Source organism: Dietzia sp. UBA5065 (assembly GCA_002415925.1).
GTDB lineage: Bacteria > Actinomycetota > Actinomycetes > Mycobacteriales > Mycobacteriaceae > Dietzia.
Map to the genome: position 1 here is coordinate 1 of DIAZ01000097.1, position 11,243 is coordinate 11,243.

Genomic DNA, 11,243 nt, shown 5'->3' on the forward strand with positions numbered 1-11,243 from the left:
TCGTCCAACGGTGGTTCCTCGAACCTCGGTTCGTCCGGCAACACCATCGGTGGCTCCGTCACTGACATCGTCGGCTCCAGCAGCGGCTCGGAGGCCGCTGTCGGCGCTGCCCTCGCCATCGGTTCGCTCGCGGCCGTCGGTGTCGGCGTCCACTCGGTCGCCAACGCCGGCGTCCAGCTCCCGCCGCTCCCGGCGATCAACGTCGGGGCGGTCTGCAACCTGCCGCAGGAGGCGATCGACTTCCTCAAGGACAACGGCTCCATGGAGCGGCAGGAGTGCGAGCCCGAGGAGCAGCCGGCTCCCTGAGCTGGGTTCGCCTTTCGGTCTGACCGACCGATGAACTGATCCGACTCCACATGATCCCCCGCTGACCACACGGTCCGCGGGGGATCGCTGCATTTCGGGGCAGCCGACCGCGTCGTAGGTCACCGATACCCTCAGGGCATGTCCATCCCCGACTTCGTCCTGAAGCTCCGTGAGCACGTGGGCACCGCCCCGCTCTGGCTGGCCGGGGCCACCGCGGTCATCCGCAACCCCGAGTGCACCCGGGTCCTGCTGGCGCGCCGTAGCGACAACGGCTGGTGGACACCCGTCACCGGCATCGTCGACCCCGGCGAACACCCCGCCGACACCGCAGTCCGCGAAGCCCGTGAAGAAGCCGACGTCGCCATCCGCGTGGACCGACTCGCCTCGGTCGGAGTCACCCGCCTGGTCACCCACGCCAACGGGGACCAAGCCCAATACATCGACCACACCTTCGCCTGCACCTACCTCAGTGGCGACCCCCGCCCGGCCGACGACGAGAACACCGACGTCCGCTGGTTCGCAATCGACGAACTTCCTGAGATGCGCCCCCACATGCTCGCCCGCGTCGAGGCCGGGGTCTCAGACGAGGAACGGGCACGAATCGTCACCACACCCGAGTCGCATTAGAATCAGGTCATGTCCGCCGATCGCCTACGAGCCGAGGTCCCACCCGTGGTGACCGCCGCCGTCGGCATCATCGTGGCCCTCGTCAGCGGGGTGTTCGGCATCAGTGCACACGGACTTGCCGCCGGGGCCAGCTCAGTAGCGCCCACCTCGGGCGGCATCCTCATGGTGGCAACTGCCAGTGCGGGCATCGGGGCCGTCACAGCGGCCCTGGCCCGTCGCCGGCCGCCCCTGCTCACCGCAGCCGCTGGTCTGCTCGCCGGACAAGCACTCGTCCACCTCGTACTGACCACCGGACACACGCACACCGCCGGAGCAAACGGGACCATCGGACACCACGCCACCGACCCGGTCGCTGTCCGCGCCGCCATGGACAGCACAGGTGCCGGTCACATGGGCACACTGCTCACCCCTCAGATGTTGGGCGCACACATCGCGGCAGTGGTCCTCACGCTCACCCTCGTGGCGATCCTCTCCGGCACCCTGGCCTGGGTCGCTGCCCGAGTGGCGCCCATGTTGGTGAGAGTGCACCTCGTCGTCGTCGCCCCTCTGCTGTCCTCCTACGACGCGCACGCCCCGCGCGGGCGCTACCTCCTGGCCGGCGGGGGGACCCGGGCCCCGCCCGCCACCGTGTGATCCGACTCAACGCGCCGGCCCGTCACTGCGGCCGTGCGACAACCCCTGTCACCAAAGGACTCACATGCGTACCAACACCCGTACCACCCGCACCGCGCTCGCGGCGGTCGCCACCCTCGCCCTCGCGCTGGGCGCCGCCGCCTGCGCCGAGGACACCACCGATACCACGAGCGGACCGAGCAACGCGCCCGCCGCGACGAGCCAGCCGAACGACGGCGGTGCGTCCGAGGCGTCCGTGGTGGTGTTCCAGAATGGCTGGGCCAAGGCCACCGACGGCGAGATGTCCGGCGCGTTCGGCACCCTCCGCAACACCGGCGACGTCGAGGTGCGCATCACCGGTGTCACCTCGCCCATCAGCCAGCGCGTCGAGATGCACGAGACCGTTCCCGGCGCCAGCGGCATGATGATGCAGGAGAAGGAGGGTGGCTTCGTCCTCCCCGCCGGCGGCGAGTTGGTCCTCGAGCCCGGCAAGGACCACATCATGTTCATGGACCTCACCGCGCCCATCACCACGGGCCAGGTCATCCCGCTGGTCCTGACCTTTGACGACGGCACCGAGCAGGACATCAGCGTCACCGCCCGGGACTTCAAGGGCGGCGACGAGAAGTACGTCGGCGGCGAGGAGGGCGCGAACAGCGATGGCTGACCGCGCCTCCCGCGGTCTGTCCAGGCGGTCGGTGCTCGCCGGCGGCGTCGCGGCGGTCGTGGGTGGTGGCGCCGCGGGCGCACTCGCCGGGTACTCGGGGCGCGGCGTCGTCGACGACGACGAGGTGGTCGACTGGCAGACGGTCGCCGACTCCCAGGTCGTCGGCTCGGCCACCGTACCGTTCTACGGACCCCACCAGGCGGGCATCACCACGCTGCCGCAATCGAACGCCGCCTTTGTGGCGTTCGACATCGTCGAGGGGGCGACCCGCGCCGAGATCCAGGGGGTCCTGCGCGCCTGGACCCAGGACGCGGCGCGGCTCACCCAGGGGTACGGCGGGCTGGCGGACCTCGAACCCGAACTGGCGGTGGACCCCGCGCGGCTCACCGTGACGATCGGGCTCGGGCCCGGCTTCTTCCAGGCCGTCGGGATGCCGGACGCCCGGCCCTCGTGGCTCGAGCAGCTACCCGCGTTCCCCCAGATCGACAAGCTCGAGGACCGGTGGTCGGAAGGCGACCTGCTGCTGCAGATCTGCGCCGACGACCCGCTGACCGTCTCGCACGCCGCCCGCATCCTGGCCTCCGGGGTGCGGGGGGTGGCGCGGCAGAAGTGGGCGCAGCGCGGATTCCGCAGGGCCGTGGGCACCGACCCGACCGGGCAGACGCAGCGCAACCTGTTCGGGCAGATCGACGGCACCGTCAACCCGCGCGAGGACGAGGTCGACTTCGACCAGGTCGTGTTCTCCGACGGCAGTTCGTCGGACGGGCAGGTCCAGCGGTGGATGCGCGGCGGCTCGGCGCTCGTGCTGCGGCGCATCCGCATGACGATGGACACGTGGGAGGGGATCGACCGCAAATCCCGCGAGCTCACCATCGGCCGCACCCTCGACACCGGGGCGCCGCTCACCGGCACCGCCGAGCACGATCCCGCCGACTTCGACGCGATCGACGACGCGGGCCTGCCGGTGATCCCGGCCGAGTCGCACATGGCGCGGGCTCGGCAGTTGAACAGGGGAGAGGCCATGCTCCGGCGGCCGTACAGCTACGACGACCCGCCGGAGGGCGGCGAGATCAGCAACACCGGTCTGCTGTTCGCCGCCTACATGGCTGATCCGGTGCGCACCTACATCCCGGTGCAGCAGCGGCTCGCCGAGAAGGACGCGCTCAACACCTGGACCGTCCCGATCGGGTCGGCGGTGTTCGCGATCCCGCCCGGGGTGTCCGAGGGCGGCTACGTGGGGCAGCAGCTGTTCGAGGGCTGAAGGCCCGGCGCTGGAGCTGCGTCTGCATCACGGGAACTGACCCGGGCCGGTGTGATTGCCGGCCCGGGTCGGGTCTCTCGTGGCATCCGCGGCCGCGCCTGCGCCTGCCGGCTCGGGGACGTGGTGCATCCGCGGCCGCGCCTGCACGCTGGGGTGCAGACGCTCCCATCGATGAACTCGCGCGCCCGCCGCCGCGCACGCGCGAGTGCAGGCTCAGGAGCGGATGTCTGCGGATGGGGTTGGGGACCTCCGCGCGGACGCAATGGCGATCCCCGCCGCGAGTGCGCCGATGATCGCCGCGGCGGCGAAGCTCAGCTGAAGTCCGGACAGGGCGGCGGCCCCCGGCAGGGCGGCGGCCCCCGGCAGGTCGGCGTCGCCGGGCAGGCCGAGTGACGGCGCCGCGTAGAACGGCAGCGCCACGGTACCCGTGCCGGCGGTGTAGCCGAGGTTGCGGGCCAGGTTCAGCAATCCCGACACCACACCCTGCTGTCCGGTCCCGGCGCGCATCATCGTGGCCGTGTTGTTGCCGGCCATGAACAGCTGATTCCCGGGTGTGAGCAGAAGGGCCGCGACGATGAAGCCGGACAGGCCGAGCGCGGCGGGCAACGTCACGAACGCGACGGCCGCCACCGTCATCACCGCCAGGCCGAGAGCAGAGACACGGCGCGCGTCGCTTCTGTCCACGAATCGTCCGGCGGGAACGCCCGCTGCGATGGCGGCAAGCGGGCCCACCGCCAGGGCCAGGCCGATCCAGGCATCGCTCAGACCGAGCGAGAGCGTGAGATAGAACGGCGGCACGACGGTGAACGTCATCATCACGTAGGCGGCGAGGAAAGCCACGGCGAAGGACGGGATGAGGCCCGTGGTGCGGAGCATCCGGATGTCCACGAGTGGGTGGGCCACCCGGAGTTCGATCGCCCCGAACAGCGCCGCCAGCCCCACGGCCAATGCCAGCAGGCCCGCCGCACCGCCCCAGCCGCCGGGGCGCAGCGTCAGCGCGATCGAGGACACGCCCAGTGCCGCGACCAGCGCCGTGGCGCCGGGGATGTCGAAGCGAGAGGAGGCGCCCGCCACGACGGTCTGCTTCCGCAGGGCCAGCCGCACCAGAAGAGAGACGCCCACGGCGAGGACCGACAATACGACGAACACCCCACGCCAGCCGAACATGGATACCAGGAAGCCGCCGGCGGCCGGACCGAGCGCCATGCCCGCCGCCATCGACGATCCGAGGACCCCCATTGCGCGGCCGATGCGCTCCGGGGCGAGGGTCTCGCGCAGAACGGCCATCGGGAGCGAGGCCATCGCGGCGGCGCCCACGCCCTGGACCGCGCGCGCAAGCACGAGCACGCCGAACCCCGGGGCGAGCGCGGCGAGGACGGAGCCGGCGAAGAACAGCGCGACGCCCAGCCCCAAGACCTTCGACCGCCCCCACTGGTCGGACAGTCGGCCGACGAGCACCACGGAGATCGTCATGGTGAGCAGATAGGAGAGAGTCGTCCACTGGACCGTGGTCATGGGGATCTCGAACCGGGCCGAGACCGCGGGCAGCGCCACGTTCGCGATGCTCAAGCCCAGCGCCGAGACTGCGGTCGTCAGCGCCAGCGTCGGCAGCACCAGTCGGGTGCCCGTGCGATCGGCGGCCGTGCCGGCTTCCGATCCGGTGCCGGGCTCGCCGTCGTGCTCGACAGCGATTCCGGGCCTGGGCTCTCGCGCTCGCTCCTGCCGACCCGGCTCCTGCCGCGCACCAGCCCGGCCCCGGTTCGCGAATGGAACCGGGGCCGGGCTTGTGCAGCGGCGCGGGCTGCGCGGCGCGTCAGTCGACGGGCGGCTTGGCGGGCAGGCGCACGACCTGGCCGGCATAGGACAGGCCTGCGCCGAAGCCGATGCACAGGGCGAGGTCGCCCGGCTGGGACTGGCCGTCGCGCAGCATGGCCTCCATGGCCAGCGGGATCGACGCCGCCGAGGTGTTGCCGGTCTGCTCGATGTCGTTGGCGATCGCCACAGTGTCCGGCAGGCCGAGGTGCTTGGCCATGGCCGAGTTGATGCGGCCGTTGGCCTGGTGCGGGATGAAGGCCTGGATGTCGTCGGCGGTGACGTTGGTGGTCTCCAGCGTCTTGGCGCACACCTTGGACACCTGGACCGCGGCCCAGCGGAACACCTTGGAGCCGTCCATCACCAGGTACGGCTGGACCGCGGCGCCCTCGGACGCCTCGTCCATGAACTCGCGCCAGTTCTTGGTCTGCTTGATCGCGTCGGCCTGCTCGCCGTCCGAACCCCAGACCACCGGGCCCACGTCGTTGCCCTCGTCCGAGGGGCCCACCACCACGGCGCCGGCGCCGTCGCCGAAGATGAACGCCGTGTTGCGGTCGGCCGGGTCGATGCCGTCGCTCATGCGCTCGACACCCACCACCACCACGTGGCGGGCGCCGCCGCCCCGGATGAGGTTGGTGGCCACGGCCAGGCCGTAGCCGAAGCCGGCGCAGCCCGCGGTGAGGTCGAACGCGGCGATGCCGTTGCGGCCGATGTTCATGGCGACCTTGGGGGCCGCGTGCGGCGTCATGCTCTCGTAGGTGGAGGTGCACACGATCACGGCGTCGACCAGTTCGGCGTCGATGCCGGCGGACCGGACGGCCCTCTCCGCGGCGGCGCTGGCCATCATGATGACCGACTCGTCCTCGCCGGCAAAGCGGCGGTTGAGGATGCCCGAACGCTCGTAGATCCACTCGGTGGTCGAGTCGATCTTCTCGCAGATCTCCTCGTTGCTCACGACCCGCTCGGGCCGGTAGGCGCCGATGCCGAGGAGGGTGGTGCCCGACGAGCCTTCGCCGGTCTCGAGGGTCACGGTGTCGTTGGAATCCGCCATGGGCGATCTCACTTCTCGTAGATGTACGTCAGCAGTGCTCGAGGCCACAATACTGACCCGACTCCGGAATTACCCAGTGATGAGTGCCCCGAGCCAGGTCCGCCAGCGCGTCGCGTCCCACGTCGGCTCTCCGTCGACGGCCGCCTCGCCCAGCGGGGAGCCATCCGTGCCGGGGACGTCGACGTACTCGAACACCCGCACCGCCAGCGCCGCCCGCTCCGCCGCATCCTCGTGCGTGTCGCCCGCCGGGAAGGCGAACAGCTCCAGCATCCCGTCAGCCGGCCCGGACAGGATCAGCGTCATCGAGGCCTCGGACTCGGCCGCCACGATGCCACCCACCTCGCCGGAGCGGGCCACCGCGCCGGCGTTCGCGCTCGCGCCGCCGCCCACACCCGAGGCCGGCGCCACCAGCTGCGAGGCCACGCGAGCCCACAGCTCCGGCACCGTCACCTGGACCGGATCGGTCGCGGCGATCTCGGTCACCACGCCGTCCGCCGGCCGGTGCGTCAGCCGATGCGCCAACACGGTCAGTGCCTGCGCCCACCCGTCGACGCTCCCCGACAACGCCTCCTCGGGCAGCTGGCCGCCGGTGTCGAATCCGGATCGCAGGCGCAACACGCAGCCGTCGTCGTCGCCGTCCTCGCCGTTGCCGACGACCTCGCACGTCGTCTCCCACGCCGGCACCGGCACGCCCTCGCCCATCCAGTCACGCTCGACGTAGGTGAACACGCCCGGCGCGCTCGTGGTGGGCGGGGAATAGACGGTGATCTCGCCGACCGTTGCGGTGAGCATCGCCTCGGCCGCCGCCTCCGGGCCCGTCGTGGGGTCCGGGGCGCCGGGGTCGGCGAACTGCACGATCCGTCCGCCCACCTGCGGCTCCAGCGCGCACGGCACGAACCAGGACGAGATGCCCTCGCCCGTGGAGATCGCGTCCCACACCACCGCGGCCGGAACCGGCAACGGCACCGAGCACTCCACGCGATGGCCGCTCTCGTCGGCCCGGATCGCTGCCGTCACCTGGTACATGTCCGCTCCCCACTGCCCGTTTCGCGCCTGCCTCGCACCCGCGTCGCGGAATGCCCGCACAACGCTACCGGCGCCGCCTCGGTGACCGGCCCGGTCACCCGGGGGAGACGGGGCGGACCCGCAGAACCTGGTCGGCGCCGCCGCCGTTGGAGGTGGTCACCAGCAGCGAGCCGCCGGGCTCGGCGGTGATGGACCTCATCCGTCCGTGCACCTCGCGTAGGAGGGTGGCCTGGTCGGTGACGGTCACACCGTCCGGCGAGAGCCTCATCAGCACGATCTGCTCGGTCTTGAGCATCGCCACCGCCAGCGCGCCATTCCAGTCGCCCCACGCGGGATCGTCGAGGAACACCGCACCGCCGGGCGCGAGGGTCGGCGCCCCGGACCGCCAGACCGCGGGCACCGCATCCGGGAATGCCCGGGTGTCGGTCATCGGGACGTCCTGGTTGTACCGACCCCCGGAGTTCGGGTCCCACCCGTAGTTGCCTCCCGGCCGTACGAGGTTCACCTCGTCGTCGACGGCGGGTCCGTGTTCCGCGGAGTAGATCCGACCGGATCCGGGCTGCAGCGCGAGCCCCTGCACGTTGCGGTGGCCGTAGGTCAGGACGGGGGAGTCGGCGGGCGCCCCGTCGATGTCGGTGTCGCCCGCCGGGGTGCCATCGCGGTCGACGTGCAGGATCTTGCCGGACAGCGATGTCGGGTCCTGCGGGGCCGGGCCCGTGAACGCGTCGCCGGTCCCGATGTAGAGGGTTCCGTCCGGGTGGGCGAGAATCCGGCAGCCGGAATGGAGCCCTCCGTCGCTGAGGGGGATGCCCTCGACGAGAACCCGCGGGTCCGCGAGCTCCGACCAGTCTTCCGCCGCGGTCCAGGCCGTCACCCGGTTGTCGCTGTGATCGGCCGAGGAGTGGCAGGTGTACACCTCGCGGCTGTCGGCGAAGTCCGCCGCCAGCGCGAGTCCCATCAGTCCGCTCTCCGCCTGGGCGAACAGCTGACCGAAGTCGGCCCTGACGACGGAGCGTTGCGCACCCGGGCCGAGGGCGTACAGCGTGCCCGAGCCGCGCTCGCCGGTGACGATCACGCCGGTCGGGTCGCGGACGACGTCCCACGGGACGGTGAACCCGCCGGCCACCACGTCCACCGCGACCTCGGGGCCGGGGGCCAGCGGACGCTCCGGGGCGAGCGAACCGAGCGAATCGGTGGTGGAGCCGACGGGCCCTCCACCCGGGATCATGCTCTGCGCGCAGGCGGTGAGCGGGAGCACGGCGATGATCGCCGCGGCGGCGGCGATCGTGGACAGGGCTCGGGGGAACGCTGTGCGGTTCGAGGCGGGGAGGGGCACTGCTACTCCTGGGTCCGGGTGCTGAACGAGGCTTCGCGCTCCATGCACCGCAACCTATTCGAGTCACGGCGTCGGCGACACCGGAATCGCCCCGTGAGCCCCGGCCACCGGCGGGAGGATCCAGCAGGTGACCGGGGCCGACCTGATCCGGGCCAGGCTCGGGTCCTGAGCGCTCAGGACCCGGCGCTCAGAGCGCCTCGATGGTCGCCGTGGCGTGCACCGCACCCAGCTTCGCGGGGTTGCGCGCGGTGATCGTCCATGCCGGATCGCCGGCGTCCACGCCGCGACGGGCGTAGACGGCGAGTTTGGCCGGGAGCACCACGGGCTTGCCGAACTCGACCGTGTAGCGGGCCCGCTCGGGGATCCCGCCCTCGACCGTGCCGAGCAGCGCCGCCGCAGTCCACATGCCGTGCGCGATCACGCCCGGGAACCCGAACGCCTTCGCGCCCACACCCGAGACGTGGATCGGATTGCGGTCGCCGGACACGGCCGCGTACTCCGCGATCTGCGCCTCGTCGACCGACATGACCACCGTGGGATCGCCCAACTCCGCCGCGGTCGGCGGCGCCGGCCGCTCCGGACGCGGGGCGTCCTTGGCCGGGCTCAGCGACGTACGCCGCTTGGAGAGCATCGTCGAACGCTGAACCCAGGCGGGCTGGGTGGCGGGGTTGTCGTCGTCGTCGTCGCTGTTGCCGTCGCCGACGTCACCCGTCCTGATCTCGGTGACGATATCCACCAACAGCCCCGCCGGATGCTCCCGCAGGTTCTCCGCGCGCGCCCGGATGGACAGCTCGTCACCGACGCGCAGCGCGCGGTGGGAGGTGATCACGTTGCGCAGATGCACCGACCCCATGGCCGCGACCGGGTAACCCGGGTCCAACATCAGCTGCATCGTCAGCGGGAACGCCAGCGTGAACGGGTACGTCAGCGGCAACGCATCGCCCAGGCGCAGGCCACACACGCCGGTGTACGCCGCGAGATTGGCGACATCCACCTTCACGCCCGCGACCTCGACACCCTTCGCGGGCAGCGACGTGGCGTCACGGCTGCCACCCACGACGGGCACCGAGCCGAGCGCGGCCTTGCCGTACTGCGACAGCAGGTTGGGGATACCGGGAAGCCGGGTGTACTCCATCTCAGATCACGCGCCCAGCATCATCTGGCCGCACACGCGGATCACGTTGTTCGTGACCGCCGAGGAGGCGGGGCTGGAGAAGTAGGCGATGGTCTCGGCCACGTCGACCGGCAGGCCACCCTGCTGCATGGAGTTCATGCGGCGGCCGGCCTCGCGGGTGGCGAACGGCACGGCGGCGGTCATCTGGGTCTCGATGAATCCCGGGGCCACGGCGTTGACCGTGATCTTCTTGGCTGCCAGCTCGGCGGACGCGCCGCCCACGAAGCCGATCACGCCGGCCTTGGAGGCGGCGTAGTTGGTCTGGCCGCGGTTGCCGGCGATGCCGGCGATCGAGGAGACGCCCACGACGCGCGAGCCCTCGCCCAGGACGCCCTTCTCGGCCAGGTCGGCGGTGATGCGCTCCGGCGCGATGAGGTTGACGGCCATGACCGCGTCCCAGCGGGCGGCGTCCATGCCGGCGAGGGTCTTGTCGCGGGTGATGCCGGCGTTGTGGACGAGGATGTCGATCTTGCCGTTGTGGCGCTCGGTGACGTGCTTGGCCAGCACCTCGGCGGCGTCGGCGGCGGTGACGTCGAGGGGCAGCGAGGTGCCGTTGACCTTGTTGGCGGTGGCCGAGAGGGCCTCGCCGGCGGCCGGGACGTCCGCGCAGATCACGTGCGCGCCGTCGCGGGAGAGCACGGCCGCGATTTCCGCGCCGATGCCGCGGGCGGCACCGGTGACGACGGCGACCTTGCCCTCGAGCGGGCGATCCCAGGAGGCGGGGGCGCTGGCGGCGCCGGCACCCACGCGGAAGACCTGCGCGTCGACGTAGGCCGACTTGCCGGAGAGGATGAAGCGCAGGGTCGACTCCAGGCCGGAGGCGCCCTTGTCGGCGTCGGCGGAGACGTAGACCAGCTGCACGGTGGACCCGCGCTTCATCTCCTTGCCGAGCGAGCGGGTGAAGCCCTCGAGCGCGCGCTGGGCGATGCGCTCGTCGACCGAACCGGTCTCCTCCGGGGTGGTGCCCAGGACCACGATGCGGCCGCTCGGGGCGACGTTGCGGACGATCGGGTGGAAGAACTCGAAGAGCTCCCTGAGGTCTTCGGCGCGGCGCAGGTTGGTGGCGTCGAAGACCACGCCGGCGACCTTGTCCTCGGCGGCGGCGACGATCTCGTAGTCGCCCTGCAGCATCTCGCGGACGGGCTCGGCCAGCCGGCCCTCGCCGCCGATCAGAACCGGACCATGGAGGGCGGGCTGGCCGGCCTCGTGGCGGCGCAGCTGCTCCGGCTGGGGAAGGCCGATCTTGCCGGCGATGAACGACCCGGGGGCCGAGGTCACGAACTGGGAGTAGAGGTCGAGGTTGCCCTGTGCCATGGCGATCATCTCCTGGAGAGGTGAGGTCGTGCGGGGTCGACAAGTAACTTACTGCTG

At 71.6% G+C, this 11,243-nt stretch carries 10 protein-coding genes and 1 pseudogene; 5 read left to right on the forward strand and 6 right to left on the reverse strand.

Features of this window, described 5'->3' with window-relative positions; all coding sequences use genetic code 11:
• The 5 genes and pseudogenes from B4M60_RS07400 to B4M60_RS07420 form a co-directional block, all read left to right on the forward strand.
• Nucleotides 1-306 (forward strand): annotated as a pseudogene (locus tag B4M60_RS07400) (hypothetical protein); the annotation flags it as partial.
• 138 nt (nucleotides 307-444) lie between these two features.
• Complete coding sequence (locus B4M60_RS07405; RefSeq protein WP_291081823.1) at nucleotides 445-933, forward strand: NUDIX hydrolase; 489 nt, start codon at nucleotides 445-447, stop codon at nucleotides 931-933.
• Between the two features lie 9 nt (nucleotides 934-942).
• Nucleotides 943-1,566 carry a hypothetical protein gene (locus B4M60_RS07410; RefSeq protein ID WP_291081825.1) on the forward strand — a complete coding sequence of 208 codons (624 nt, stop codon included), beginning with the start codon at nucleotides 943-945 and terminating at the stop codon, nucleotides 1,564-1,566.
• Between the two features lie 64 nt (nucleotides 1,567-1,630).
• Nucleotides 1,631-2,212 carry a copper chaperone PCu(A)C gene (locus B4M60_RS07415; RefSeq protein ID WP_291081827.1) on the forward strand — a complete coding sequence of 194 codons (582 nt, stop codon included), beginning with the start codon at nucleotides 1,631-1,633 and terminating at the stop codon, nucleotides 2,210-2,212.
• Nucleotides 2,205-3,473, forward strand: a complete 1,269-nt coding sequence (locus tag B4M60_RS07420) for a Dyp-type peroxidase (RefSeq protein ID WP_291081829.1) — start codon at nucleotides 2,205-2,207, stop codon at nucleotides 3,471-3,473. The genes B4M60_RS07415 and B4M60_RS07420 overlap by 8 nt, the downstream gene beginning before the upstream one ends.
• Nucleotides 3,474-3,686: 213 nt before the next feature.
• Here B4M60_RS07420 and B4M60_RS07425 read toward each other — a convergent pair whose 3' ends face one another.
• The 6 genes from B4M60_RS07425 to B4M60_RS07450 form a co-directional block, all read right to left on the reverse strand.
• On the reverse strand, nucleotides 3,687-5,333 hold the full coding sequence (locus B4M60_RS07425; protein WP_291081831.1) for an MFS transporter: 1,647 nt from the start codon (nucleotides 5,331-5,333) through the stop codon (nucleotides 3,687-3,689).
• Entirely contained in the window at nucleotides 5,287-6,336 is a 1,050-nt protein-coding gene (locus B4M60_RS07430) for a beta-ketoacyl-ACP synthase III (protein ID WP_291081833.1), read from the reverse strand. The genes B4M60_RS07425 and B4M60_RS07430 overlap by 47 nt, the downstream gene beginning before the upstream one ends.
• Before the next feature lie 69 nt (nucleotides 6,337-6,405).
• A complete protein-coding gene (locus B4M60_RS07435) occupies nucleotides 6,406-7,362 on the reverse strand; it encodes an SRPBCC domain-containing protein (RefSeq protein WP_291081835.1) in 957 nt (318 codons plus the stop codon).
• A gap of 94 nt (nucleotides 7,363-7,456) precedes the next feature.
• Nucleotides 7,457-8,698, reverse strand: a complete 1,242-nt coding sequence (locus B4M60_RS07440; RefSeq protein ID WP_291081837.1) for a PQQ-dependent sugar dehydrogenase — start codon at nucleotides 8,696-8,698, stop codon at nucleotides 7,457-7,459.
• A gap of 187 nt (nucleotides 8,699-8,885) precedes the next feature.
• Nucleotides 8,886-9,833, reverse strand: coding sequence for a MaoC family dehydratase (locus B4M60_RS07445; RefSeq protein ID WP_291081838.1), 948 nt, complete (start codon nucleotides 9,831-9,833; stop codon nucleotides 8,886-8,888).
• Nucleotides 9,834-9,839: 6 nt separating this feature from the next.
• Entirely contained in the window at nucleotides 9,840-11,186 is a 1,347-nt protein-coding gene (locus B4M60_RS07450; RefSeq protein WP_291081840.1) for a 3-oxoacyl-ACP reductase, read from the reverse strand.
• Nucleotides 11,187-11,243: the final 57 nt, after the last annotated feature.

What these genes read in the sequence shown, in the direction of transcription:
- B4M60_RS07445 (WP_291081838.1), bottom strand. Translation starts at nt 9,833, where the DNA reads ATGGAGTACACCCGGCTTCCCGGTATCCCCAACCTGCTGTCGCAGTAC.
- B4M60_RS07410 (WP_291081825.1), top strand. Translation starts at nt 943, where the DNA reads ATGTCCGCCGATCGCCTACGAGCCGAGGTCCCACCCGTGGTGACCGCC.
- B4M60_RS07450 (WP_291081840.1), bottom strand. Translation starts at nt 11,186, where the DNA reads ATGGCACAGGGCAACCTCGACCTCTACTCCCAGTTCGTGACCTCGGCC.
- B4M60_RS07425 (WP_291081831.1), bottom strand. Translation starts at nt 5,333, where the DNA reads ATGCCGGCCAGGTCGTGCGCCTGCCCGCCAAGCCGCCCGTCGACTGAC.
- B4M60_RS07415 (WP_291081827.1), top strand. Translation starts at nt 1,631, where the DNA reads ATGCGTACCAACACCCGTACCACCCGCACCGCGCTCGCGGCGGTCGCC.
- B4M60_RS07420 (WP_291081829.1), top strand. Translation starts at nt 2,205, where the DNA reads ATGGCTGACCGCGCCTCCCGCGGTCTGTCCAGGCGGTCGGTGCTCGCC.
- B4M60_RS07405 (WP_291081823.1), top strand. Translation starts at nt 445, where the DNA reads ATGTCCATCCCCGACTTCGTCCTGAAGCTCCGTGAGCACGTGGGCACC.
- B4M60_RS07430 (WP_291081833.1), bottom strand. Translation starts at nt 6,336, where the DNA reads ATGGCGGATTCCAACGACACCGTGACCCTCGAGACCGGCGAAGGCTCG.
- B4M60_RS07435 (WP_291081835.1), bottom strand. Translation starts at nt 7,362, where the DNA reads ATGTACCAGGTGACGGCAGCGATCCGGGCCGACGAGAGCGGCCATCGC.